This is a genomic window from Enterobacter cloacae complex sp. HYC042_NIDB (assembly GCF_056673315.1).
Window position 1 is genome coordinate 2,461,751 of the sequence record NZ_CP109650.1, and the last position, 25,965, is coordinate 2,487,715.

Below are 25,965 nucleotides of genomic sequence, written 5' to 3' on the forward strand. Positions count from 1 at the left end.
GCAATCCTCGCGGCCTTTTGGCGTTTCTTTACACGAATGGCGTTAACCCGGAGATTATGAAGACACATCCACAGTACGAACCCTGGCTGCAGGGCATGCTCATCATCGCGAAGCACTACCGGCTGGACTTTTCGGTGGAGCACGTTCGGGTCACGATTAACCATGAAAGTCAGTCTCCGCGCCAGCTGGTGCTGGAGGAGATGGCGCGCCAGCTAGGGCTGGGAATGCGCGTGGCGACGGATGCAACATCTCTCGATCCGTGGCGCCTGCCGCTGCTGGCGGAATTCACTGGCGGTCAAATCGCGGTCATTAACCGCATGGACAACGAAGGCAACGTCAGCCTGCAGTTCAGCGGCGACGGCGGGCTGGAGACCACGCTAACGCGGGACGCGCTCGGCTCACGGTTGAAAACGCTGCTGGTGCTGCGCCCGCTAGAGTCTACGCCGGATGCCCGCGTGGACGACTACATCAAACCGTATGAGAAAAACTGGTTCTGGCAGCTGGCGCTGAAGGACTGGCGCCGCTACAGCGACATCATGCTGGTGGCGCTGGTCGCTAACGTGCTGGCACTCTCCGGCATGGTCTTCTCCATGCAGGTGTACGACAGGGTGGTACCGTCGCAGTCGGAGGCCACGCTGTGGGTGCTGTTTGGCGGCGTCATGCTCGCCATCGTGTTTGAATTCATCATGCGCATGCTGCGCGTGCATATTTCGGACGTGGTGGGGAAACGCGCCGACCTGCGCATCTCAGAACGCGTCTTTGCCCACGCGCTGCGAATTAAAAACGGGGCGCGCTCCAAATCAACCGGATCGTTTATCGCCCAGATCCGCGAGCTGGAGTCGGTGCGTGAGCTCATCACCTCCACCACCATTGCGGCGATCTCCGATCTGCCGTTCTTCCTGCTGTTCGTCTTTATTCTGTGGATGATTGGCGGCCCACTGGTGCTGGTGGTCCTGCTCGCCGTGCCGCTGCTGCTTATTCCGGGCCTGCTGGTGCAGCGCCCGCTGGGGAAACTCTCCAGCGAAGGGATGCGTGAATCCGCCATTCGTAACGCGACGCTGGTGGAGGCGGTGCAGGGTATTGAAGACATCAAGCTGATGCGCGCCGAGCAGCGTTTCCAGAACCAGTGGAACAACACCAACGACGTGGCCGCCAGCGTCGGCATGAAGCAGCGCTGGCTGACGGGGCTGCTGTTGACCTGGACCCAGGAGGTGCAGTCCATCGTCTATGCGGTGGTCCTGCTGGTGGGCTGTTACCTGGTCATCAGCGGCGACATGACCACCGGTGCGCTGGTGGGAACCTCGATTCTGGCATCGCGTACCATCGCGCCGCTGTCGCAGATCTCTGGCGTGCTCTCGCGCTGGCAGTCGGCAAAAGTGGCCCGCAAGGGGCTGGACGACCTGATGCAGCGCCCGATTGACGATCCGCAGCACGGGAAGAAGGTGCATAAAGCCCACCTGCGCGGGGATTACCGGCTGGAAGACGTCGGCTTCTACTATGACGAAGAAGAGAAACTCACCGTGCTGAACATCAGCAAACTGCAGATTCGCGCCGGTGAGCGCGTGGCGGTGCTCGGGCGTAACGGCTCCGGTAAAAGCACGCTGCTGCAGCTTCTGGCGGGCATGCAGGAGCCGCAGCAGGGGAGCATTCTGCTGGACGATATTGCTCTCAATCATCTGGACCCGGCCGACCTGCGCCGCGACATGCAGCTGCTTAGCCAGCAGGCGCGGCTGTTCTTTGGCTCCGTGCGGGACAATATCCTGATGGGGAACCCGCTTGCCACCGACGATGAAATTCATCAGGCGCTGGTCAATAGCGGCGCGCTGGAGTACGTGCGTAAGCAGAAAATGGGGCTGAACACCATTATCAACGAGGGCGGAACGGGCCTCTCCGGCGGACAGCGTCAGGCGCTGCTGCTGGCGCGCGCGCTGATCACTGCCCCGAATATCCTGCTGCTGGATGAGCCTACCGCCTGGCTGGACGAGATGAGCGAGAAGCAATTTATTCAGCATCTTCACAAATGGCTGGGCAAGCGCCGGACGCTGGTGGTAGCAACCCATCGCCTGCCGATTCTGGATTTGGTCGACCGCATTATTGTACTGGAAAACGGCAAGGTGGTGATGGACGGCCCTCGCGACGCGATCCTGCATCAGCACGGGCTGGCACCGCAAAAGGCGGCACAGCGCACCGTGACCATGAAGCCGGCGGCTGTAGCAGAGGAGGGTGCGGCATGAACGATTTCTCCCGTTATAACAGCCGTCTGAAAGAGCCGCGCCTGCCGCGATCCTCGCTGGTGGCATGGTCGCTGTTTGCCCTGCTGGCGGTGTTTATCGCCTGGGCGAGCCTGTTCCAGCTGGACGAAGTCACGACCGGCAGCGGCAAGGTGATCCCGTCTTCCCATGAGCAGGTGATTCAGTCCCTGGAAGGGGGGATTATCCACAGCCTGCTGGTGCGCGAAGGCGATATCGTTGAGCGCGGTCAGCAGCTGGCACAGCTTGACCGGACTAAAACCGAGTCCAGCGTGCTGGAGAGCGAGTCTCGTCTGAACGCGGCGCTGGCAACGGCTGCGCGACTGAAGGCCGAAGTTAACGACACGGAACTCGCGTTTCCCGAGGAGCTGGACGATGACGTTGAGCTGGTCAAACAGGAAACGGCGCTCTATCAGTCCCGTCGCGAGAGCCTTGAAAAAGGGCTGGCCGGCTTACGTCAGGGCGCCGAGCTGGTGCAGCGCGAGCTGTCGTTGACCCGTCCGCTGGTGACCCAGGGGGCGGCCAGCAAGGTTGAGGTGTTACGTCTTGAGCGTCAAAAAAATGAGCTTGAGAATAAAATCACCGAGATGAAAAATCAGTATTACGTCCGCGCCCGTGAAGAGCTGGCGAAAGCCAACGCGGAGATTGAAGCCCAGCGTTCGGTGATGAAAGGGCGTGAGGACTCCCTGACCCGGCTGACCTTCAACGCGCCGGTGCGTGGGATTGTGAAGGATATTGACGTGACGACCGTGGGCGGCGTTATTCCCCCGAACGGCAAGCTGATGAGCCTGGTCCCGCTGGACGACCAGATGGTGGTTGAGGCGAAAATCTCGCCGCGCGATGTCGCGTTTATCCACCCCGGGCAGAAAGCGCTGGTGAAAATTACGGCCTATGACTACTCCATCTATGGCGGGCTGGAGGGCGAGGTGACCATGATTTCGCCGGACACCCTGCAGGACGAGGTGAAAAGAGATGTCTACTACTACCGCGTCTATATCCGCACCGACAGTAACCACCTGACCAATAAGCAGGGCAAAGACTTTCCGGTCTTTCCAGGGATGATTGCAACGGTAGATATTAAAACCGGCAGCAAAACCATCCTGGATTATCTGTTGAAACCGCTGAACAAGGCAAAAGAGGCGCTGCGCGAAAGATAAAGATTGGCGTTCGGGATACCGAACGCCATTTGTATTATACCGTTGACGTTACGTTGTTTGGGTGGCGTCGCTCCTTCGGCACCACGTTAATGTAATGAGTAACATAGGCGAAATATAATCCGGCATAGTTTTCGACCAGTTCGAAAAACGCCGGATACACCGACAGGCGACCGTCACCGCGATCTTTAAGATAACCTGCCTCATGCGCCGATTTGATAATCCGGTTGACGTGGATCCGGGAGACAAAGAATTCTTTAGCGAGCGTGCTGGCGGAGTATTGAATAACCGCGCCGTGGGCGGATTTGTTTTTTATGGCCTGCAGGTAAAGATACAGCATAATCATGCGGCCTCCATCCTTATCAATAAATAACCCCACTTCCGGTAAAACTTTTCTGAACGTTAATCCCCTAAAAAGATATTCTGCCGCGCGGCGGAAGAAATTATTTCTCAATGTGTCATTATCCAGCAGGTTAACATCAATATTAAACGTCGGGTAAAGAATGCTGACGGGTAAAAATGCACCGGACATATAGCGTTTGAGTTCATTCAATCCTTTTTCGGTTGGGGCAATTCTCGTTTTTCGCCGGTCTTCCGTACAGCGCCAGGTCCTGATGCGTCCCGTGGTTCTGAGTAACGTAATGATCGCAATAACGCTGTTGGGGCTGGCTATTTTATAGCGGGAACATAACTCTTTTATCTCTGAGACGGATTCGGCCTGATTGCCAAATATAAAACAACACATGGAAAGAACAATGTTAAACCGTGATTCCTGAAGCATTGTCTTGTAGAACAAAGGTTGTTTTTTGTAGATGGCGTCATTGATTGTGTAGTGCTCTAATATTGCCTCACTAAACCGCGGGTTGCTTTTTATAACATCCCTTCGATGTAGCAAGGCCCTGGATGAGATGTGATTATCCATAGCATTTTTCTCGTATTTGATGAGCCGATAGATGAAGTATCCAGCCTTCTTTTTCGGAATTTTCATTATACCTGAGAAAAAGTGGCTTGCGGTCGGTATTTTAAAAGAAATATAGAGTTATATTTATGTTTGGAAAAAGGGTGATTAACGCAAAGATGTTACAGTGCATGGCGTTGATAACAGTATCTTAACCTGATGGTGTATTGTAAAATTATTATACACACCGCTGTTGGTATACATACTCATAATAATAATGGCGCTTTCGTGCCCAGGAGCAGGTTATGACCCACCAAATTTCTCTCAGGAATGATGCGCGCAACGAGCGAAGATTTGTCATTTCAACCTGCGGCTTTACGTTTCAGGGATATCACCTGCTGCTCAAAAAGTACGGCATTGAGACTGCGCATATTCACTTTGATGGAGATGAGTTATCTGATCCTGACAAGGAAAATATCCTTATTCATCAAAACGCTCACATCGTAGTGTTCCTGGGAAAAGGTACGGTAGGTCTACTGGAGAGCCTGACGCGACTGGCATCCGTACTCAATGCACTTCCTGTTATTCGTCGTGTTACCCTGTATGGTGATATACCGGACAGCTGGCTGTATCGAACCCTGGGTAGTCTTCTAAATAACAGTCATCAATTATCATTGATTCGCGTAGCCAGCGTATCTGATGTAATAACCTGTTTCCACACCCACAATAATGGCTTTAAGGACCGCTCGCGCTTATTACGCGATTACTATCTGGACTGTTCTTCGTCAGAAAAGCTCAAATGGCTGACAAGAAGAGAGGTTGATGTTTTATTGAACTTCTATCGCGGCATGTCTATAAAAGACCTGTGCGACAAACTGAGGCTTTCTAATAAAACGGTTTACACCCATCGTAAAGAAGGTCTGCAGAAATTACATTGTATCAAGCGATGGTTGAATGAACCGCGCAATGTAAAAGTGGAAAGGCGGATTAAAAGCCAAAATCAAAGAGTGGACTTCACGGATAAAGAAGCGGAAGTTTTTAATGCGCTGGTGAAAAGGGAGATATTTCCCGCCTACCAGATCATTACCGATCGTGACAAGAAAGGGGTGGGGTTTGAGATACTTATTCGCTGGAATAAAAACGGTAAAATAGTCAAGCCAGCCCGTTTTCTGAATGACATCGCTAATTATGAAGTATGGCTAAAGATTACGGCTATGGTGATCCACGCCGCCGTGTCCGGGATTAATAAATATAACGGTAAATTCTATTTTTCCGTTAATATTCCGCCTCGCCTGGCGTCCGGGAACGCGCTGCCAGAGATGGCCAGGAAAGCCATCGGCATGCTGCTTAACCCCCAGTGGGCAGAAAAGCTGGTCTTTGAATTCGCGGAAGATATTGATGTAACGAAAGATAAAACCATCCCAGAAACCATGCGGCACCTGCGTAATACGGGATGCAAACTGTTTCTTGACGACTGCTTCTCAAGCCATCATGCCATGTTCCCCGTGAGGCAGGTGCATTTTGATGGGCTGAAACTGGATCGGGACATCGTCGATCATTTTGTGGCGAACGACAACGATTATAATCTTATTAAAGCGATACAGATTTACAGCGACATGACCGGAACAGCTTGCATTGCAGAGGGCGTTGACAGTGAGGAGAAGTTTGAAAAATTAGTCGAGCTGGGTGTGAAAAACTTTCAGGGATATTATCTCTCGCGCGCCGTGAAAGAGGAGGAATTAGATCGCATGGTGAGATTGTTCAGCTAAAAAATAAAGCCCCGAAGGGCCTTGTTTATTTGCGTCCCAGCAACAGGCCAAGCACAATACCGACCGCACCCGCGGCGATAAGACCGGTGAGCGGGTTATTTCTGACCGCTTCAGTCACGTCAGAGACAGCATCGCTGGCCTGTGCGGCATATTTTTTCGCAGCGCCTTTTACCTGATGCTTCGGTGAATCAACGAATTCACCGAACTGCTGCTGGGCTGAACCTGAAAGTTCATCAAATTTATTTTTTGCTTTGTCTTCTGCAAACTGGGTGTTTTTATCAGTACCGAAATCAGACATTTTTGCCTCCTTTTGTTGATAGTTAAAGGATAGCCTCTCTTTGAAAAGATGAGAGGCGGAACGCTAAATTTCGGAGGGAATTGGCCGGTTTTCGGATATATCTACACCAGAAGAGGGCGTTATTTTTCGCTCTCATCCTGGCCGTAATACAGCTTGCCAATGCGGATAAGCGGGCGGCCCTGCGACTTGCGGTGCAGGTTGCTGTCCCGAAGGGAATACACGCAGCCGCAATATTCCTGCTGGTAAAACTGTTCCCGCTTGCTGATCTCAATCATGCGTGATGAGCCGCCCTGTTTGCGCCAGTTGTAGTCCCAGTAGACCATCCCCGGATAGCGCGCTGCCGCACGCTGGCCGCAGTCATTGATCTGCTGCATATTCTTCCAGCGAGAGATCCCCAGTGAGCTGCTGATAACGCTGAAACCATTTTCCGCCGCGTAGAGCGCCGTACGCTCGAAGCGCATATCGAAGCACATGGTGCAGCGGACGCCGCGCTCGGGCTCCCACTCCATGCCTTTGGCACGCTCGAACCAGTTATCAGTATCGTAATCGGCATCAACAAACGGCACGCCGTGTTTTTCTGCAAAACGAATGTTTTCTTCCTTACGGATGAGGTATTCCTTTTGCGGATGGATGTTGGGGTTATAGAAGAAAATGGTGTAGTCAATGCCCGAGGCCTGGATAGCTTCCATGACTTCACCGGAGCAGGGGGCGCAGCAGGAATGCAGCAGAAGTTTATCGGCGCCGTTTGGCAGGGTGAGCTGCGGGCGGATGAAGGGGGTTGTACTCATGATGTTCTACAATATGTTAATGAAATTTATGGAATTGTAGCACAAGTTATTAATGTCTTCAGACAGTACTGGCGGGAATCGAGGATCCCGCCTGGTCGGGATCCTCGCGCTGAGCGGTGCCGCTATTCGGCAAATTTGAGCAGCGCTTCGCCGTCAAGACGGTAGCGCACCCATTCGGACTGCGGCAGCGCGCCAATGCTGAGATAAAAATCGATGGCGGGCTGGTTCCAGTCCAGCACGCTCCATTCAAGGCGGCCACATTGCCGTTTTACCGCGAGTTGAGCGATATGTTTCAGCAGCGCTCTGCCCGCGCCTTTTCCGCGGTAGTCCGGGGAAATGTACAGGTCTTCCATATAAATCCCGTTGCGTCCAAGCCAGGTCGAATAGCTGGTGAAGAACACGGCATAGCCGGCGATCCTGCCGTCAAACTCAGCGATCAACGCCTCGGTTTTACTGCCCGCACCAAAGAGGGTTTCCCGGATCTCGTCCGGCGTGGTTACGACCTCTTCGGGGGCTTTTTCATATACCGCCAGCTCATAGATCATGGCGTAAATAGCCGCTGCATCTTCGGGACGGGCCTGACGAAGGGTTATGCTCATTGTTTTTCCTGTTTTTTGCACGGTTCGCGATTGATGGCGTTAAGCATACGGAGTATTGTCCGAAGAATTAAGTGCAATGAAATCAACAAATGATGAATATTATGCATCCGGCGCTGAGACGTCTTGATTTAAACCTGCTGCCCGTTTTTGACGCCATTTACCGCCACCGTTCTGTTCGCCTCGCAGCCGACGAGCTGGCGATGAGCACCTCGGCGCTGAGCCATGCGCTGTCGCGTCTGCGCACAGCCCTTAACGATCCGCTCTTTTTTCGGGAAGGGCATCGTATGTCCCCCAGCGTGTACGCCTCTCAGCTTGCGCCTTCTATTGCTTCCGCATTGTCGTTCCTTAATCAGGAGCTGACCCCGCAGCCGGAGTTTGACGCCGCCAGCAGTACCGAAAGCTTGCAAATTGGGATTACGGATTTTACCGCGCTATGTATTTTTCCCGCCCTGATGCACAAGCTGCAGACTGCTGCCCCGGGCTTGCGTTTCGAATTGCGCTATCTGCCGCACAGCCCGGCGCTGACGGAGCTGCTGGCGGGCGAGGTGGATCTGGCGCTGGGTTTCAGCACCGAGGACGATATCCGCCATCCGGAACTGGAAGAGATCGGCTGGTTTGAGGATGAGTATGTGGTTATCAGCAACGCAAGCCGGACCCGGCTGACGCTGGAGGATTATCTCGCGGCCCGCCACCTGGTGGTGACGCCCTGGAATGAGAAGCAGGGCGTTCTGGATGTGCGGCTCGAGCAGCTGGGCTATACGCGGCACATTGCGATCAAAACGCCGTCGATGCTGAGCGCGCCATTTATCGTTGCGGAAAGCGACCTGCTGATGGCCATTCCTCGTTACGCCGCCGAGAAGCTGGTGGCGGCGGCAGAACTGAGGATTTTTGCCTTGCCGTTCTCTATTCCCAAATTTGAGGTGAAAATTTACTCGCATAAGCGCAGCGGCCAGCGGGGGGCGACCCGATGGCTTCAGGAGGAGCTGCAAATGCTGGCGCAAGATGGCAGGGGGATGAGTGCCGGATAAGCTCAGCCCGATCGGGCAAAAATGGCTATGATTGAAATAGTTATCTCACTGGCAGGAAGATATCCGTGAGCAACTCATGTTACGAAACATGATGAATAAAACTGAAGCGGATTATTTTCAAATGGGGGGGAGCGAGGTAGTTTACACACCTCAGTCAGCAGTTTCAAAAACGACTTCCGTGGCGGTTGCATTGATGGCGTCAGATATATCAAATGCCCGCTTTCTATGTCGCCAATAATCGTTGGAACCACTAAGTACTCTGTTAGCGACGCTAAGGATTGTGTGACTGCAGATGCAATAGCCCTTGTTAAGATGGGAAAATGCCCGCGTTCAATCCTTGATACCTTAACGTTAGACAAACCTTCAGCTGCCCAGTCAAGAACTCTTTGTATCTTGTCCAGGTTAATACGTTCGGTTTTGCCATCGCGTTTTGTCACTAACAAAAAGTGGTTCAATCACAAATCCTTTTCTACCCTGACAGAAGCCATAACTGCCAATGGCTTTTGTTTGAATAGAGGAAGCTGGTGGTGCTTCCCCTATGCTGACAGAGGTTAGTTAGATGAACAGTAAACTGCGTTATATGGCGTTTTATTCATAAATGCCTCCAATTGGCAGAAAGTTATAAAATTGCCGAATAATTAAGCTAATGCGCTAACCGCCTCCTTGATTACACGCCAAATTCCTTCACCAGATGGAATATAGCCATTCTCCTGGCAGTAACAAAAGAATCTGTAACCCCGATCTATCAAGGAAGCGATGGTTACCATTTTGGTAAAAACTTGCTTCGATGAAATCGAGTGTTTAGAGGATTCTCGTCCCCTGCCTGCAGAATTACATGCAATCTTTTTACTTTTACTACGGTGGGTTGAATTCTGGTTTCGACGTGGCTTTTTCATATCCGGTTTCCTTTTAGGGATATGAAGCAAGCCACCATAACCGTCTGTCGCCCGGGTAGTTTGGCAAATAAGAAATGTGGGCGTGAACGTTAATATCAACGATTATGGTTCATTAATTACATTTATTTACATAAGGTTTTGCTTATAGATTTCACGTTAAAAGTAAGTTTACATATGTAAGATAATTCATATACCATACCCCCCTATAGTATCAGGAGGGCATATGCCGCAATCACCCGAAGATAAAAAACGTATTCTGACGCGCGTCCGCCGCATTCGGGGCCAGGTTGATGCCCTTGAACGCGCGCTGGAGTCGGGCGACCCCTGTCTGGCCATCCTGCAGCAAATTGCCGCCGTGCGCGGCGCTGCCAATGGCCTGATGGGCGAAATGGTTGAAATACATCTCAAAGACGAGCTGGTGACGGGAGACACAACGCCGGATCAGCGAGCCGTACGCATGGCGGAAGTCGGCCATTTGCTGCGCTCTTATCTAAAATAAATCCACACACCTGACAAAAAGGGAAGACATGATGAAATCTCGCGCAGCTGTTGCATTTGGCCCCGGCCAGCCGCTGAAAATCGTCGACATCGACGTAGCGCCGCCGAAAAAAGGCGAAGTGCTGATCAAAATCACCCATACCGGCGTGTGCCATACCGATGCGTTTACCCTCTCCGGTGACGATCCGGAAGGCGTCTTCCCGGCTGTGCTGGGTCATGAAGGCGGCGGGATTGTGGTGGAAGTGGGCGAGGGCGTGACCAGCCTGAAGCCAGGCGATCACGTTATCCCGCTGTACACGGCGGAATGCGGCGAGTGTAAATTCTGTAAATCCGGTAAAACTAACCTCTGCCAGGCCGTGCGCGCCACTCAGGGGAAAGGGCTGATGCCGGACGGCACCACCCGTTTCTCCTACAACGGTGAGCCAATCTATCACTACATGGGTACCAGCACCTTCAGTGAATACACCGTTTGCGCGGAGATCTCGCTGGCGAAGGTCAACCCGCAGGCGCCGCTGGATAAAGTCTGCCTGCTGGGCTGCGGCGTAACTACCGGCATTGGCGCGGTGCATAACACGGCAAAAGTCAAAGAGGGCGACACCGTGGCGGTGTTTGGTCTCGGCGGCATTGGTCTGGCAGTGATTCAGGGTGCGGTGCAGGCGAAGGCCGGGCGTATCATCGCGGTCGATACCAACCCGGAAAAATTCAAGCTGGCGGGTGAAATGGGCGCGACCGATTTCGTGAACCCGAAAGATCACGAGAAACCGATTCAGGACGTCATCGTTGAGATGACCGACGGCGGCGTGGACTTCAGCTTCGAGTGTATCGGCAACGTCAACGTAATGCGTTCTGCGCTGGAATGCTGCCACAAGGGCTGGGGTGAGAGTATCATCATCGGCGTGGCCGGGGCAGGCCAGGAGATCAAAACCCGTCCATTCCAGCTGGTGACCGGACGCGTCTGGCGCGGCTCCGCGTTTGGCGGCGTGAAGGGGCGTACCCAGCTTCCCGGCATGGTGGAAGACGCGATGGTCGGTAAAATTCAGCTCGACCCGTTCATTACCCACCGTTTACCGCTGGAACAGATCAACGAGGCGTTCGATCTGATGCACGAAGGAAAATCCATCCGTACCGTCATTCATTTCGGCGACAAGTAACTCTTCTGCCAGCGGTTTTTAGCCGCTGGCATTTCTTTAATAATCTTCTCTAAAGTGTGACCAGTGCGGCGTTTTTAGCCGTAATCTAAATCTCTGCCGTGCCGATGACTATCTAACAGGCGTGTTTTTGCGCATCTTACCTATAAGAGAGTCGACGGTCATGGACAACACTTCTTCGATGCAGGCGCAGCGCAAGCTGAGCTTCCTGCATCACATCAGGCTGGTTCCGCTGTTTTCCTCCATTCTCGGTGGCATTATTCTGCTGTTTGCCTTGAGTTCGGGTCTGGCGGGGTATTTCCTGCTACAGGCCGACAACGATCAGCAGGACGTTACGTCCGAAATTCAGGTGCGTATGGGGCTGTCGAACAGCTCAAACCATCTGCGCACCGCGCGTATCAATATGATCCACGCCGGCGCGGCAAGCCGTATCGCGGAGATGGAGGCCATGAAGCAGAACATCCGTGAGGCGGAAACGCGCATTAAACAGTCCCAGGATAGCTTTACCGCCTATATGCATCGTTCCGTGCGCAGCGCTGCGGACGAAGCGCTGGATGCAGACCTGAAGGCACGCTACGACGCCTATATTGCGGGCCTCCAGCCGATGGTCAAATTTGCCAAAAACGGCATGTTCGAGGCGATCATCAACCACGAAAATGAGACCGCGCGCCCGCTGGACGACGCTTACAACGCCGTTCTGCTGAAGGCGATTAAGATCCGCACCGACCGCGCCAATGCGCTGACGGCGCAGGCGCACAGCCGCACGCAGCTGGGCCTGATGTTTATGGTGGGCGCGTTTGCGCTGGCGCTGGTGCTGACCGCGATGACCTTCGTCGTGCTCCGCCGCACTGTCATTAATCCGCTGCAGCGTGCAGCGAAACGTATCGAGAATATCGCCAAAGGCGACCTGACGATGCCGGACGACGTGGCCGGACGCAGCGAAATTGGCCGCCTGACGCGCGATCTGCAAACCATGCAGCACTCCCTTGAAACAACGGTCGGCACCGTCCGTCAGGGGGCGGAGGAGATTTACCGGGGTACCAGCGAGATCTCTGCCGGTAACACCGATCTCTCATCACGCACCGAGCAGCAGGCCGCGGCGATTGAGCAGACTGCCGCCAGCATGGAGCAGCTGACTGCGACGGTGAAGCAGAACGCCGATAACGCCCATCATGCCAGCAAGCTGGCGGAAGATGCCTCCGGGAAAGCCAGCCGCGGCGGCCAGATGGTCTCCGGTGTGGTTAAAACTATGGGCAATATCTCAAGCAGTTCGAAGAAAATCTCTGAGATTACCGCGGTGATCAACAGCATCGCCTTCCAGACCAATATCCTGGCGCTTAACGCGGCGGTAGAAGCGGCGCGGGCGGGCGAGCAGGGACGCGGGTTCGCCGTGGTGGCCAGCGAAGTCCGTACCCTGGCAAGCCGCAGCGCCAACGCCGCAAAAGAGATCGAAAGCCTGATCAACGAATCGGTCTCGCTGATTGACCAGGGTTCCGGTGAGGTCGTTGCCGCTGGCAATACCATGAATGAGATCGTCGAGGCGGTGAAGCGCGTCACCGACATCATGCTGGAGATTGCCGCCGCGTCTGACGAGCAGAGCCGCGGTATCGTGCAGGTCAGCCAGGCTATTTCGGAGATGGATAAAGTGACCCAGCAGAACGCCTCGCTGGTGGAAGAGGCCTCCGCGGCGGCGGCGTCGCTGGAAGAACAGGGCGCGCGTCTGACCGAGGCGGTCGGGGCGTTTCGTCTGAGCGGCAAGGCTCAGGGGCGTACTCAACAGCAGAACTCTGCGGCAGTAAAACCTGCTGCACTACGTCCGGCGGTAGCGCATAACGGTGATAACTGGGAAACGTTCTGACTCGCCGGCCGTGTCGGGTGGCGCTTCGCTTACCCGGCCGACAAAAAAGGGACCTTTCGGTCCCTTTTTTCATCCGTTACTGCTTATCGGGTAACGCGTACGCGATAACGTAATCACCGCGATCCGGCGACTGGCGAGCGCCCCCGGCGTTAATGACGATGTACTGCTTACCGGTTTTCGGCGAGACGTAGGTCATCGGGCCGGACTGGCTGCCGACCGGCAGGCGGTCCTTCCAGATCTCTTTCCCGGTGGCGGTATCAAACGCGCGCAGGTAGAAATCCTGGGTGCCGGCGAAGAACAGCAGGCCGGACTGGGTTGATAGCGACGCGCCCAGCGTTGGCATCCCGATTGGGATTGGCATGTGCATGCGAATGCCCAGCGGGCCGGTATCTTCTACGGTACCAACCGGTACCTGCCACACCAGCTTGCCGGTTTTCAGGTCAACAGCCGACATGGTTCCGAACGGCGGCTTCTGGCACGGAATGCCCAGCGGCGACAGGAAGCGTTCGCGCATTGCGCCGAACGGCGTGCCGTCCATCGGGACAATCCCCATCTCAATGCCGCTGGCGTTTTTCGCCACGTTCGCGCGCGGCACCATGTAGTTTGCCAGCCCCAGACGCATATCGTTGACGAACATCAGGCTGTTGTTCGGGTCAACGGAGACGCTGCCCCAGTTCATCCCGCCGAGCGAGCCGGGGAACTGCAGGGAACGGTCGAGACCCGGCGGGGTGAAGACGCCCTGATGACGCATCTCTTTAAACTGAATGCGGCACAGAAGCAGGTCGACAGGCGTCGCCCCCCACATGTCGGACTCGGTTAACGTCTGGTTGCCAATCATCGGCATGCCCACGGAGTACGGCTGGGTCGGAGAGTAGCGTTCACCTTCAACGTTACCCGCCGGAACTGGACGTTCCTCCACCTTCGCCACCGGCTTGCCGGTTTCACGGTTGAGCATAAAGATCATGCCCTGCTTGCTGGTCTGCACCAGTACAGGCGTGGTGCCGCCTTTGCCGTCCGGCAGGTCGTACAGCAGCGGCTGGGAAGGCAGGTCGAAGTCCCACAGGTCGTGGTGGGTGGTCTGGAAATGCCAGCGCACCTGTCCGGTGGCCGCGTCGACGGCGACGATGGAGGAGCTGTATTTATCGTCCAACGGGGTGCGCTCGCCCGCCCAGAAGTCCGGGGTGGCGTTGCCGGTTGGCAGGTAGATCAGGTTCAGCTTAGCGTCGTAAGACATCGCAGACCAGACGTTCGGCGTGCCGCGCGTGTAGGTTTGACCTTCCGGCGGCAGGCCGGTCAGGTTCGGATTACCCGGATCCCACGCCCAGGCGAGCTTACCGGTGTGAACGTCGTAGGCGCGCACCACGCCCGGCGGCTCGCCGGTGGAGAAGTTATCCGCGACGCGACCGCCGACGACAACAACGTTTCCGGCCACCAGCGGCGTGGAGGTCTGCTGATAATAGCCCGGCTTGATTTCGCCCATGCCAACGCTCAGGTCAACAGTGCCATGCTCGCCAAAGTCGTCGCAGAGCTTGCCATTATCCGCATTGATGGCAATCAGACGGGCGTCGGTGGTCGGCAGGAACAGGCGGCGAGGGCATGCCGCTGGCGACGTCCCGGTCTGTGACGCTGTCACGTTTGCATGATCTTCAAAGTAGCCCAGACCACGGCAACGCTGCCAGTTCGGCGCGGTGGCTTTCGAATCATAACGCCATTTTTCTTTCCCGGAATCCACGTCCAGCGCCAGCACTTTACTGTACGGGGTACAGACATAGAGCGTGTCGCCAATTTGCAGCGGCGTGTTCTGATCTTCCGCGCCGGAGCCGTTGCTCTGCGGAATATCCCCGGTGTGCGCCACCCAGGCGACTTTCAGATCGCTGATGTTTTGCTTGTTAATCTGGTCCAGCGCGGCGAAGCGGTCGCCGTGGGTGGTGTTGCCCCAGTGTTCCCAGTTTTTCTGCTGTTCGCCGGGAGCAACGGGTTTCACCGGAACGGGCTCGTTCGCCGCCACGAGGGTTTGAGGCTTAAACATCCAGCCGAGGCTGACCAGCATCGCCAGTGCGAGAACCGCCGCAACGCCATAAGCCGGGGCTTTATTCGCTGCGCCGTGGTTGGCCGCGCGCAGGAAAGGCCAGACGATGGCGCAGAGGAAGGCCAGTACGGCAAAGGTGAACAGGCGCGAGAAGAGCGGCCAGAAATCCCAGCCCGCATCGCTTACCGCCCAGAACAGCGAGGCCATAAACGCGATGCCGTAAAGCACGATCCCGCTGCTGCGATTGAGGAAAATCAGGAGCGCGGCAATGACCATCACCACGCCCATTATCACGAAGTAAAAACTTCCGCCTACGGCGGCGAGCTTGAAGCCCAACCCGCCGACCGCCAGACCGATGAGCAACATCAGTCCGGCAAGGAGCCACTGCAAAATACGAGGTATCCCGCGCGGCGCGCTGCCAAATGCCATTTCTGTCTCCTTTGAATCTCTCCGCATTGCCGGGTGTGTACCATCTGGATAATAAATGCGGGGAGAGCAATGATTAAAACGAGTGAATTCTTGTTTATATAACGATTCGCGAACCAAATGGTGAATCCGCCGTTATGATAAAACTGTTAATTTGTTTTACGCAATTGTTAATGGATCATTCCGCATTATTTGATTAACGCACAGCCCAGTTCCCTCTCCCACAGGGAGAGGGAACTGGGTGAGGGGTGAAGGGAATCAGACAGGCATAGATTTACGGATAGCGCTCAGCAGCGTTTGTGCGCCCGTGGAAAGGGGAGTATCTACCCGGGTCAAAATACCGATGGGTTCACCCGCCCCCGGGGAGGCGATCGGCAGGGCGGTCAGCGTGCCCTGACGCAAATCATCTTTTACCGCACCGGAGGGGACGAACCAGACGTAGTCATAATCCAGGGTAAGCTGGCGCGAAAGAGAAGCCGAAAGCGTTTCGATGCACCCTGAGGGTAGCGTACACCCCTGCATCTGCAGCAAGGTTTCGGCGGCCTGGCGCGGGACGGTCCCTTTCGGGCAAACCACCACCGGCCACTCCATCACCCGGCTTAACGTCACCGTGTCCTGCAGCAGAGGATGATCGGGTCGAACCACCAGCTTCAGGGATTCCAGGAACAGCAGTTCATAATTGAGACCGCCCATCAGCTCGGGGTCGGACATTCGACCGATACCAAGATCAAGCTCACCCGATTTCAACCCCGCGAGCAGCATGGTGTTATTCATGGTGGCAACCTGAATAGTGGTATTTCGCTGCTGCTTGTGGAACTGACCAATAACAGGCGGCAGGATCCCCAGCGCCGCGGTTGGCAGGGCGCCGACGCGCACCACCTCGCTGGTCTGCTCTTCTTTTCGGTGCAGGGACTGGCCTGCGGTGTTGAGCGCATCCAGCACCTTCACGGCGTGCGTCAGGAACTGTTCGCCCACCAGAGTCAGCTGTGCCCCCAGCCGACCGCGGTCAAATAGACGGGCGCCGGTCAGCTGTTCCAGCTCGTTAAGGGTTTTTGAGAGCGCGGGCTGGCTCAGGTTAAGAGTTTCAGCCGCGCGCCCCAGCGTTCCCTGTTGAGCGACGGCCACAAATGTATGCAAATGGCGCAAGCGTATGCGCTGACTGAACAGACCATTTTTTTCCATAGGCGATGTTAAAAACAGAGCGATGCGGGTGACAAGTTAAGTTGTTTAATTTTGATAACTTGATAGCAAAATATTTTTAACATTTGATCTGTTTGAGTTACAACATGTTTTTCAGGCGAGGTGGGTGATGAACGTCCTTGTTCATTTATTGCTCACTGCGGAGGGATAAGCTGCAAACCGGTTTAGATCACGCCGTCGCCGCCGTCAGAACACCATACCTGACCGGAGGTAAAGGAACACTCATCCGAGGCCAGCGTGACGTACAGCGGGGCAATCTCGACGGGCTGTCCCGGACGACCCAGCGGGGTATCACCCCCGAACTCCTTCACTTTCTCCATCGGCTGGCCGCCGCTGGACTGGAGTACCGTCCAGTACGGGCCGGGGGCGACCGCGTTGACGCGAATGCCTTTCGGACCCAGCTGTTTGGCTAAGGATTTAGTAAACACCGCCAGACAGGCCTTCGTCTGAGCATAGTCCAGCAGTACGGGGCTGGGCTTCACCGCCTGAACGGAGGAGGTGTTAATGATCACGGACGACGCTTTCAGGTGGCGCAGGGCGGCCTTGGTGATCCAGAAGGGGGCGTAAACGTTGGTTTTAAACGTCGCGTCAAAATCTTCGGTAGTCAGCTCTTCAAGGGATTCCCGGAACTGCTGACGGCCTGCGTTGTTGACCAGAATATCCAGCCCGCCCAGCTTCGAAACGGCTTCTTCAACCAGATTCTGGCAAAAGGTCTCGTCCCGGACGTCTCCTGGCAGCGCGATGGCCTTGCGGCCTTCCGCTTTGATCAGGTCGATGACCTCGGCGGCATCTTTCTCTTCTTCAGGCAGATAGTTGATGGCGACGTCTGCCCCTTCACGGGCGTAGGCGATAGCCACTGCGCGACCAATCCCGGAGTCACCACCGGTGATCAGCGCTTTTTTGCCGGCAAGGCGGCCATGCCCTTTATAGCTTGTTTCACCGTGATCGGGTACAGGCTGCATTTCAGACGCCAGTCCCGGCGGCGTTTGCGGCTGTTCCGGGAACGGAGGTTTCGGGTAAGCGTTCGTACGTTGTGTAGTATCACTCATAGCTGACTCCTTAAGCCAAGGGGTGAGATTTGATGGATAGTTGCAGCGTTAACGCTTCGCTGAATTATTTCTGCAAACGATCAACACGAACGACGGCAGGCGATGATTTTTTATCAAGCGAACCGTTGATACTGATCATCTGATCGGGTTTTACCGTTCTGCCGTCGAAGACTGCCTGGGGAATAATAACGTCGATTTTTCCGGTTTTATCCTGGAATACAAACTTATCGCCGCTACCGTCAATAAGATTACCGCGCAATGAAATTGTCGCGCCATCGTGCAATTGTTTTGCCTGATCGATGGTCATAATACGCGCGTCGTCGGTTCCACGATATCCGCTGTCCAGCGCGTGGGGCGGTGGCGGTGCTTCACCTTTTTGTAACCCGCCGTTATTATCTGCCCATGCAGCTGAAACCAGAAATATCAAAAAAGCGGAAATAAGTGATAATTTCATCTGATATCCTTCATTTTTGAGTGTCTTGACATATTAAGTATTGTTGCTATTCCTTTATGTGGCAAATGTGATAAGTCTTAAAAACATTCTCTTTGAAAATCAAAACTATCTTGAAATAAGCGAAACGGTGACAACGACTATGAAGCATGAAAATGAAAAGTTACCCGGGATAGATGAGAGTTATCGCTTGTTGAGGTTTGAATATTCATTTCGCCAGGTGGGTTTTGTTGTCCTCCTGGCTATTATCATCGCAGCGGTTGCTGGTCTGTTTTCCAGCGGGATGGTGAGCGATACGGCCAAAACCAATTCCGCTAACTCATTGAGCATAAACTATGAACGCTTCGGCCGGCGGGAGACGGAGTCAAGAATGCAGGTCACCTTCCCGGTAAAGACGGAGGGCAGCTATACCCTCAGCCTGACCACCGACAGCAGCGACGTATACGAGCCCGGCAGCGTCTGGCCGCAGCCAGACAAAATGTATAGCCACGGCAAAACCCTCTATTTGGTCTATGACGACCTGCAAAAATCAGACAACTTCTCTGTTTTATACTTCACGACACCTTCCAGAGCCGGTAAATGGAACAACGTCATCCGCGTCAACAACGAGCCGGAGATAAACCTCTGGCAATTTATTTACCCCTAGGAGGCTGATATGGATATGGTCTTTCGCGCGCTGGCGATTTATCTGTTTCTCGTGGTGGTATTTAAAGTGGCAGGGCGACGGGCGCTGCTGCAGATGACCAGCTTTGATCTCATCCTCCTCTTAATTATTAGTGAGGCGACGCAACAGGCGCTTTTGGGGCAGGATTTCTCCGTTACCGGTGCAATGATTACCATTACCACGCTGGTGGTCGTTGACATTATATTTGGCCTGATGAAGAAATATTTTTCCCCGGTGGAGAATATTCTTGATGGGACCCCTGTGATTCTGGTTGAGAATGGCGTTCCATTAGCGGATAAGCTAAAAAAAGTCGACGTATCTTGTGATGATATTCTGGTGTCAGCGCGTCAAAATAATGGCATTACAGAACTTAGCGAAATTAAATATGCCATACTTGAGCGCAATGGACATATTTCAATCATTCCTGTTGAAAAATAAGAGGCGGTAAGATGAGCAATCTTTTACACGACAGTCATTATACCGTGAGTGAACTCACCAAAAAGCTGGCGAGTAAATTAACCGATGCCGGGCTGCGCTTAACCACCGCGGAATCCTGTACGGGAGGAAAGCTCTCGGTGGCGCTGTGTGCAGAGGAAAACACGGCCGATTTTTATGACGTCGGGCTGGTTGTGTTCAGCGATGAAGCCAAATCGCGGATCCTCGGCGTGCGTCCGGAGACGCTGGCGCGCTATACCGCCGTCAGTGAACAGACGGTAACCGAGATGGCCGCCAGCATCCTCGACATTGCCCAGGCGGATATCAGCATCGCCATCAGCGGCTACGCGGGCCCGGAAGGGGGCGATGACGGCACGGCGGCGGGAACGGTCTGCTTTGCCTGGAATATCTGCGGTGAGACGAAAACCCGCACCGTCCTTTTCTCCGGCGACTGCCAGGATGTGGTGGAAAAAGCGGTGCAATTTTCGCTCGCTGAACTGGTGACAACATTGTCGGACGGTAATAACGGCTAAATTCACGCGGAGGTTCTATGGCGGTCATAGTGATTACCGGCGGGACGGCGGGCGTGGGAAAAGCTACGGCGCTGAAATTTGCAAAGGCAGGTTACGATGTGGGGCTTATCGCCCGCGATGAAGCCAGCCTGCACTCCACCCAGGAAGAGCTGCGCCGCTTCGGCGTTAATGCCCACGCGGTGCAGGCAGACGTCGCCGACAGCCAGGCGGTGGTGGATGCGGCTAACGAGATTGAGTATCGCCTCGGGGCGATTGATGTCTGGGTCAACAATGCGATGGGGGCCGTGCTGGCGCCGTTTCGTACCCTGACGCCGGATGAGTTTCGTCGCGTGACGGATGTTACCTATCTCGGATTTGTTAACGGCACCCGCGCCGCGCTGGAGCTGATGGTGCCCCGCGACAGGGGGGTGATTATTCAGGTGGGGTCCGCGCTGGCCTACCGTTCCATCCCTTTGCAGTCGGCCTACTGCGGGGCCAAAGCGGCGATCCGCGGATTCACCGATGCGGTGCGCACGGAGCTGATGCACGAGAACAGCCGGGTTCAGCTTTCCATGGTGCAGATGCCGGGGCTCAATACGCCGCAGTTCGAATGGGTAAGGAATAAGTTCGCCTGGGCGATGCGACCGGTGCCGCCGGTCTTTGAGCCTGAAGTGGCCGCCAGCGCCATCTTTAAGGTTGCGCAGAAACCGGTGCGAGAGCTGTGGGTGGGCAGCAGCACTATCCAGTCCATCGTCGGGCAATTCTTCTTTCCGGGCTACCTTGACCGTCTGATGGTAAAAAAAGCCTGGGAAGGCCAGATGACCGACGATCTGAACGCAGCGGATCGGCGGGACTATCTCGACCAGCCGATTGACGACCTGCACAAAATCCATGGTCGTTTTACCGACGAAGCGAAGAACCGCGCTACGTCCGTCACCTCCGGTATGCCGGGCAAGGTGGCGCTGGGGGCCCTCGCGGTGGCGGGGATTATGTTGACGTGTCTGATAACCCGCCGGAAACGCTAATCACCGCAGCGCGCTGCGGTGCGTCCAGAACCAGCGGTAGCCGTAGGCGCCAATACTGAGTTCGACGGTTTTGCCGCAAACCAGCGCGTCGTCGTAGCGTTTGTCCGCGAGGCAGGCGGTCCAGGTGGCGTTGCGGATCCCTCTGGCGGTGAACTGCACCGGCTGGTCGCTGAAGTTTACGAAGGTCAGAATGCTGCGCTCGTCGGTCTCGTAATAGATTCCCAGCACCGCGTCATGATTGAGGGTGATGAGGCGAAAGGGCGCCACGGCAATTTCGGGGAACTCCGAGCGGGTATTGGCAATATCAATAATCCGGTGCAGGAGCGAGTTGCGGTGGAGCAGCGAATCGGCGACGTTGATTTTCTGATAGCGGTAGGGCCCGTGGTCGATTATCGGCGCAATAAATTTTTCAGGATCGGCCGCCGAAAAACCACCTCCCTGTGAACCTGCCCACTGCATTGGGGTGCGGACGGCGTAGCGCTCCTCCAGTTCAAGGTCGTCACCCATGCCGATCTCATCCCCGTAGCGCATCACCGGGACGCCCGGCAGTGAAAAGAGCACCGCGTGGCAAAACGCCAGCCGCTTTGGATCGCCATTCAGCATCGGGGCCAGACGTCGGCGGATCCCACGCTGATAGACGTTCATCTCCTCGTCAGGGGCGAAGGTATCGAGCACGAACTGTTTATCTTTCTGGCTAATCCCTTCCAGATCCAGCTCGTCATGGTTGCGCAGCCAGTTGGCAAAACAGCATGAATCTGGCGGGACGATCATCTTCTTCACCGCGTTGCGCAGCGGGCGGGCGCTTTTTCTGGCCAGGCTGACGTAGAAATACTTGTTGAGCCAGAAGTTGAGCACCAGATGCAGGCGGTCGTTATTGCCGAAATAGTCTTTATAAACCTCAACGTCTACGTCCACTTCGCCGAGCAGGATCGCGTCCGGATTACGCTGTTCGATAAGACGGCGCATGTGCTCCAGGATCCACAGGCCCTTTTTCTCGTCACCGCTGCCCGCCTGCTTCGTGAGGTGTGATGCGGCATCCAGTCGAAATCCCGATACCCCCAGCTTGAGCCAGAAGAGGATAATATTCTCAATCTCCTTAAGCACGGCGGGCGAGGTCAGGTTCAGATCCGGCTCGTGGCGGTAGAACATGTGCCGGTAATACTGTCCCGCCTCGTCGTCCCAGCTCCAGACGCTCTTTTCCACGCCGGGAAACATGGGGGGCGTGTCGTCGTCGTCGTTATCCGACCAGATATAGTAATCGCGATAGGGCGAGGCAGGGCTGCGTCGGGCCTGCTGGAACCAGGGATGGGCGTCCGAGGTGTGCTGGATCAGCAGCTCAATAATAACCTGCATGCCCAGCTCCCGGGCCTGTTCGATAAAGGCGATGATATCAGCCAGTTTTCCGAAGCGGGGATCCACCTGCAGATGGTCGCTGACGTCGTAGCCCTCATCGAGAAAGGGCGTGAGGTAAAACGGGGTGATCCAGATAACTGTCGCCCCCATGCGGCGAATATAGCGCAGCTTGGCCGCGATCCCGGCGATGTCCCCGCAGCCATCGCCGTTCATATCGTAAAAAAGCGCGGTATCAATCTGGTAGATAATGGCCCGTGTATGCCAGTCCGTCATAGCGTTCCTCAGTGATAGCCTTCAGTATCCGAAACCTTGCCCCGGAAGACGTAGTAGCTCCAGGCGGTGTACACCAGAATCACCGGAATTATCAGCAGGGTCCCGACCAGCATAAACAGCTGGCTGGCGGGGGGCGCCGCGGCTTCCCACAGGGTGATGCGCGGCGGAATAATGTTTGGCCACAGGCTGATACCCAGGCCGCTAAATCCGAGGAAGATCAGCCCCAGCGTCAGCAGGAAGGGGCGCGAGTGGCTGGCCGGGTTGCGGGTCAGCCGCCAGATCAACACGCTAAACAGGCCTACCAGCAGGGGAACCGGCAGGAACCAGAAGAAGTTGGGCAGGGTAAACCAACGGTCGGCCACGTACTGCCAGCCGAGCGGCGTCCAGACGCTGACAACCGCGATCACCACCATCAGGGCCAGCAGCACGTGGCGGGTTAGCTCGCGCATGCGGCGTTGCAGGGCGCCTTCACTTTTCATGATAAGCCAGGTGGTGCCCAGCAGCGTGTAGGCGACCACCAGGCCGATACCGCAGAAAAGGTTAAAGGGCGTCAGCCAGTCAAGCTGCGAGCCCACAAAGCGTCTGCCCTCTACCTCAAAGCCGTTGATCACCGCCCCCACGACGATCCCCTGGCTGAAGGTGGCGAGCAGAGAGCCACCGGCAAAGGAGTAGTCCCAGAACTTGCGGTGTGAAGGCGTCGCTTTAAAACGAAACTCAAAGGCGACGCCGCGAAAGATGAGACCGATCAGCATCGCGGTAAGGGGGATAGTGAGCGCATCAATGATCACCGCGTAAGCCAGCGGGAACGCGCCGAACAGCCCCGCGCCGCCGAGCACCAGCCAGGTCTCGTTGCCGTCCCACACGGGCGCTACGCTGTTGACCATCACATCGCGCTCTTTCGCATCGCCCACGAAGTTAAACAGCAGGCCGATGCCCAAATCAAAGCCATCCATAATGATGTACATCAGCGTGCAAAGACGATGATGGCAAACCAGATAACAGAGATATCGACGCCCATCAGTTTCTCTCCTGTTCCGGAACAGACTCCGCGGCAGACAGTGGACGGGCGGGGGTGCCCGACGTGTTTGACGTCAGCGTATCGACGGGCTGCGGACCTTTCTTAATCAGCCGGATGAGGTACACATAGCCCACGCCAAACACCGACGAGTAGACAACGAAGAACGCCAGCAGGCTGATGCTCATCTGCAGGGTGCTGTGCAGGGAGACCGCGTCAATCGTGCGCAGATAACCGTAAACCACCCACGGCTGGCGGCCCACTTCGGTGGTCACCCAGCCGGCGAGCAGCGCCACCAGACCCGCGGGCCCCATGCAAAGGGCAAACCACTGGAACGGACGCGAGTGGTAGAGCCGGTGGCGATAGCGTAGCCAGAGGCTGACCAGACCGAGGGTAATCATCAGCAGGCCCATTCCGACCATGATGCGAAACGACCAGAAGACGATGGTCGAGTTTGGGCGATCCTCTTTCGGGAAGTCCTTCAGCGCCGGGACCTGCTTATCGAGGCTGTGCGTCAGGATAAGGCTGCCGAGCGCGGGAATTTCAAGACCGTATTTGGTGCGCTCCTCGTCCATATCGGGCAGGCCAAACAGCAGCAGCGGCGTGGCCTCGCCGGGCGGATTTTCCCAGTGCCCCTCTATGGCGGCAATTTTGGCTGGCTGATGCTCAAGCGTGTTCAGGCCGTGCATATCGCCCACGACGGCCTGAATGGGGGCAACCAGCAGCGCCATCCACATCGCCATGGAGAACATGGTGCGTATGGCAGGGGTATCGTTACCGCGCAGCAGGTGCCATGCGCCCGACGCGCCGACAAACAGCGCGCTGCTCAGAAATGCGGCGATGGCCATATGAATCAGGCGGTAAGGGAAGGAGGGGTTAAAGATAATCGCCAGCCAGTCCTGCGGAATGACCTGCCCGTTCTCGATAGTAAAACCCTGCGGGGTGTGCATCCAGCTGTTTGAGGCGAGGATCCAGAAGGTCGACATCAGCGTGCCGAGCGCCACCATGCAGGTTGAAAAGAAGTGCAGCCCAGGGCCAACCTTGTTCCAGCCGAACATCATTACGCCAAGAAAGCCGGCTTCCAGGAAGAAGGCGGTTAACACCTCGTAGGTCAGCAGGGGACCGGTAATACTGCCTGCGAACTGGGAGAACCCGCTCCAGTTGGTGCCGAACTGATACGCCATGACCAGCCCGGAAACGACACCCATCCCGAAGTTAACGGCAAATATCTTGAGCCAGAAGTGGTACAGCGAGCGCCAGACGTCGTTTTTGGTGCGCAACCACATGCCTTCGAGCACGACCAGATAGCTGGCAAGACCGATGGTGATCGCCGGGAAAAGAATGTGAAACGAGACGGTAAAAGCGAACTGAATTCTGGCGAGATGGAATGCATCAAGTTCGAACATGGTCCGTACCTCTGAAGCGATGGGGCACGAGAATTGCCGGGCAGGTCAGGATGCCCGGCAAAACCGATTACGGTTTACTCTTTCCGGCACCCAGCTCGGCACCGGTCAGCGGGTCGGAATGGGGATCGGACTTGGTGCGGGCAGACATCGCCTTAACCAGGGTTGCCTGTTCAGCTGTGAGCGTCACGCTGGCGCTACCGTCTCCGCCATCAACCGCAGGCTGGGGGGACTCAACGTAATCAAAGTGCTTATCGCTGTTCCAGCTTCCGCGAACCTCTCCACCTTCAGACATATTGTAGTACTTGTTGGTGAATTCCTCGATTGGCGGCAGTTTTCCCGGCGGGAAATTATTACGAATGGACTGCAGCGCCTTCTCAAAGGAGAGCTGATGCGCCGCCTCACGCGTCATCAGAAACGCCAGCGCATCCTTCACTCCGGGATCGTCAGTGACGTTAATCAGCCGTTCATAGATGATTTTCGCCCTGGCCTCTGCCGCCACGTTCGACCGCAGATCCGCCGTCGGCTCGCCGATGGTATCGACGTAGGCTGCCGTCCAGGGCACGCCCGCCGAGTTAGTGAGCGGGGTACCGCCGCCGTAGAGGAGGGAGGTGATGTGGCTGTCGTTACCGTTTTCGGTCATGGACCGATACAGTTCAGCCTCATTTTCCACCCCTTCCGCCAGCGCGCCTTTGGCACCTTTGTTCAGCATACCAACCAGCGTACCGATGATTTCGAGGTGGCTTAGCTCCTCGGTGGCGATATCCATCAGCATATCCTTGCGGCCCGGATCGTCATCGCTCAGGCCCTGAGTGAAGTAACGGCAGGCGGCAGCCAGTTCGCCCTGCGGCCCGCCAAACTGTTCCAGTAAAAGGTTAGCAAGACCGGGGTTGGGTTCGGCGACGCGAACCGTATATTGCAGCTGTTTGACGTGTCGAAACATAGGC

General features: G+C 55.6%; 22 protein-coding genes and 2 pseudogenes. 11 read left to right on the forward strand and 13 right to left on the reverse strand.

Features of this window, described 5'->3' with window-relative positions; all coding sequences use genetic code 11:
• Positions 1-56 precede the first annotated feature (56 nt).
• Both OKF39_RS11790 and OKF39_RS11795 read left to right on the forward strand, forming a co-directional pair.
• The gene (locus tag OKF39_RS11790; protein ID WP_047368514.1) at positions 57-2,234 is read left to right on the forward strand and encodes a type I secretion system permease/ATPase; all 2,178 of its coding nucleotides are present in this window, start codon (positions 57-59) and stop codon (positions 2,232-2,234) included.
• A complete protein-coding gene (locus tag OKF39_RS11795) occupies positions 2,231-3,406 on the forward strand; it encodes an HlyD family type I secretion periplasmic adaptor subunit (RefSeq protein WP_028013086.1) in 1,176 nt (391 codons plus the stop codon). Before OKF39_RS11790 ends, OKF39_RS11795 begins: the two co-directional genes overlap by 4 nt.
• A gap of 34 nt (positions 3,407-3,440) precedes the next feature.
• On the opposite strand, the gene OKF39_RS11800 is transcribed toward OKF39_RS11795, so the two are convergent.
• The gene (locus OKF39_RS11800) at positions 3,441-4,325 is read right to left on the reverse strand and encodes a helix-turn-helix domain-containing protein (protein WP_063438049.1); all 885 of its coding nucleotides are present in this window, start codon (positions 4,323-4,325) and stop codon (positions 3,441-3,443) included.
• Positions 4,326-4,606: 281 nt separating this feature from the next.
• On the opposite strand from OKF39_RS11800, the gene OKF39_RS11805 reads away from it, so the two are divergent.
• Entirely contained in the window at positions 4,607-6,070 is a 1,464-nt protein-coding gene (locus OKF39_RS11805) for an EAL domain-containing protein (protein ID WP_479982937.1), read from the forward strand.
• Between the two features lie 25 nt (positions 6,071-6,095).
• Here OKF39_RS11805 and OKF39_RS11810 read toward each other — a convergent pair whose 3' ends face one another.
• From OKF39_RS11810 to OKF39_RS11820, 3 genes are all read right to left on the reverse strand, one after another.
• The gene (locus tag OKF39_RS11810; RefSeq protein WP_028013089.1) at positions 6,096-6,368 is read right to left on the reverse strand and encodes an ElaB/YgaM/YqjD family protein; all 273 of its coding nucleotides are present in this window, start codon (positions 6,366-6,368) and stop codon (positions 6,096-6,098) included.
• Between the two features lie 119 nt (positions 6,369-6,487).
• Positions 6,488-7,156 (reverse strand): epoxyqueuosine reductase QueH, encoded by a 669-nt coding sequence (locus OKF39_RS11815; protein ID WP_048338866.1) that lies wholly within the window; start codon positions 7,154-7,156, stop codon positions 6,488-6,490.
• A 122-nt stretch (positions 7,157-7,278) separates the two neighbouring features.
• Positions 7,279-7,755 (reverse strand): GNAT family N-acetyltransferase, encoded by a 477-nt coding sequence (locus OKF39_RS11820; protein WP_045260478.1) that lies wholly within the window; start codon positions 7,753-7,755, stop codon positions 7,279-7,281.
• An 89-nt stretch (positions 7,756-7,844) separates the two neighbouring features.
• Here OKF39_RS11820 and OKF39_RS11825 point away from each other — a divergent pair, with 89 nt between their 5' ends.
• Positions 7,845-8,783 carry a LysR family transcriptional regulator gene (locus tag OKF39_RS11825; RefSeq protein WP_192971046.1) on the forward strand — a complete coding sequence of 313 codons (939 nt, stop codon included), beginning with the start codon at positions 7,845-7,847 and terminating at the stop codon, positions 8,781-8,783.
• A gap of 263 nt (positions 8,784-9,046) precedes the next feature.
• Here OKF39_RS11825 and OKF39_RS11830 read toward each other — a convergent pair.
• A pseudogene (locus OKF39_RS11830) lies at positions 9,047-9,238 on the reverse strand (ATP cone domain-containing protein); the annotation flags it as partial.
• Between the two features lie 664 nt (positions 9,239-9,902).
• Here OKF39_RS11830 and OKF39_RS11835 point away from each other — a divergent pair.
• The 3 genes from OKF39_RS11835 to OKF39_RS11845 all read left to right on the forward strand — a co-directional run bounded on the left by OKF39_RS11835 (position 9,903) and on the right by OKF39_RS11845 (position 13,183).
• Complete coding sequence (locus OKF39_RS11835; protein ID WP_479982938.1) at positions 9,903-10,178, forward strand: metal/formaldehyde-sensitive transcriptional repressor; 276 nt, start codon at positions 9,903-9,905, stop codon at positions 10,176-10,178.
• A 31-nt stretch (positions 10,179-10,209) separates the two neighbouring features.
• Entirely contained in the window at positions 10,210-11,328 is a 1,119-nt protein-coding gene (locus OKF39_RS11840; protein ID WP_041910069.1) for an S-(hydroxymethyl)glutathione dehydrogenase/class III alcohol dehydrogenase, read from the forward strand.
• Positions 11,329-11,488: 160 nt separating this feature from the next.
• Positions 11,489-13,183, forward strand: a complete 1,695-nt coding sequence (locus tag OKF39_RS11845) for a methyl-accepting chemotaxis protein (RefSeq protein ID WP_041910068.1) — start codon at positions 11,489-11,491, stop codon at positions 13,181-13,183.
• Between the two features lie 76 nt (positions 13,184-13,259).
• On the opposite strand, the gene OKF39_RS11850 is transcribed toward OKF39_RS11845, so the two are convergent.
• From OKF39_RS11850 to OKF39_RS11865, 4 genes are all read right to left on the reverse strand, one after another.
• Positions 13,260-15,641: a glucose/quinate/shikimate family membrane-bound PQQ-dependent dehydrogenase gene (locus tag OKF39_RS11850; protein WP_248070348.1), complete on the reverse strand. Its 2,382-nt coding sequence runs from the start codon at positions 15,639-15,641 to the stop codon at positions 13,260-13,262.
• Positions 15,642-15,896: 255 nt separating this feature from the next.
• Positions 15,897-16,820, reverse strand: coding sequence for a LysR substrate-binding domain-containing protein (locus tag OKF39_RS11855; protein ID WP_028013097.1), 924 nt, complete (start codon positions 16,818-16,820; stop codon positions 15,897-15,899).
• Between the two features lie 182 nt (positions 16,821-17,002).
• Positions 17,003-17,887 carry an SDR family oxidoreductase gene (locus OKF39_RS11860; protein ID WP_028013098.1) on the reverse strand — a complete coding sequence of 295 codons (885 nt, stop codon included), beginning with the start codon at positions 17,885-17,887 and terminating at the stop codon, positions 17,003-17,005.
• 64 nt (positions 17,888-17,951) lie between these two features.
• Positions 17,952-18,341 carry a YdeI family stress tolerance OB fold protein gene (locus OKF39_RS11865; protein WP_479982939.1) on the reverse strand — a complete coding sequence of 130 codons (390 nt, stop codon included), beginning with the start codon at positions 18,339-18,341 and terminating at the stop codon, positions 17,952-17,954.
• A gap of 139 nt (positions 18,342-18,480) precedes the next feature.
• Between OKF39_RS11865 and OKF39_RS11870 the strand changes: the two genes are divergently transcribed.
• The 4 genes from OKF39_RS11870 to OKF39_RS11885 are packed head-to-tail and all read left to right on the forward strand — an operon-like array spanning position 18,481 to position 20,974.
• Positions 18,481-18,984 (forward strand): hypothetical protein, encoded by a 504-nt coding sequence (locus OKF39_RS11870; RefSeq protein WP_479982940.1) that lies wholly within the window; start codon positions 18,481-18,483, stop codon positions 18,982-18,984.
• Positions 18,985-18,993: 9 nt separating this feature from the next.
• Positions 18,994-19,440 (forward strand): DUF421 domain-containing protein, encoded by a 447-nt coding sequence (locus OKF39_RS11875; protein WP_028013100.1) that lies wholly within the window; start codon positions 18,994-18,996, stop codon positions 19,438-19,440.
• Between the two features lie 11 nt (positions 19,441-19,451).
• Positions 19,452-19,970, forward strand: coding sequence for a 2-oxo-tetronate isomerase (locus tag OKF39_RS11880; protein ID WP_136485872.1), 519 nt, complete (start codon positions 19,452-19,454; stop codon positions 19,968-19,970).
• A 17-nt stretch (positions 19,971-19,987) separates the two neighbouring features.
• A complete protein-coding gene (locus tag OKF39_RS11885; protein WP_479982941.1) occupies positions 19,988-20,974 on the forward strand; it encodes an SDR family oxidoreductase in 987 nt (328 codons plus the stop codon).
• Here OKF39_RS11885 and OKF39_RS11890 read toward each other — a convergent pair whose 3' ends face one another.
• The 4 genes and pseudogenes from OKF39_RS11890 to OKF39_RS11905 all read right to left on the reverse strand — a co-directional run bounded on the left by OKF39_RS11890 (position 20,975) and on the right by OKF39_RS11905 (position 25,961).
• On the reverse strand, positions 20,975-22,600 hold the full coding sequence (locus tag OKF39_RS11890) for an alpha-amylase family protein (RefSeq protein ID WP_063942488.1): 1,626 nt from the start codon (positions 22,598-22,600) through the stop codon (positions 20,975-20,977).
• Positions 22,601-22,608: 8 nt separating this feature from the next.
• Positions 22,609-23,618: pseudogene (cydB, locus tag OKF39_RS11895) on the reverse strand (cytochrome d ubiquinol oxidase subunit II).
• Positions 23,618-25,021: a cytochrome ubiquinol oxidase subunit I gene (locus tag OKF39_RS11900; RefSeq protein WP_028013105.1), complete on the reverse strand. Its 1,404-nt coding sequence runs from the start codon at positions 25,019-25,021 to the stop codon at positions 23,618-23,620. Before OKF39_RS11900 ends, cydB begins: the two are co-directional and overlap by 1 nt.
• Positions 25,022-25,088: 67 nt before the next feature.
• A complete protein-coding gene (locus OKF39_RS11905) occupies positions 25,089-25,961 on the reverse strand; it encodes a manganese catalase family protein (protein WP_028013106.1) in 873 nt (290 codons plus the stop codon).
• Between the last annotated feature and the right edge of the window lie 4 nt (positions 25,962-25,965).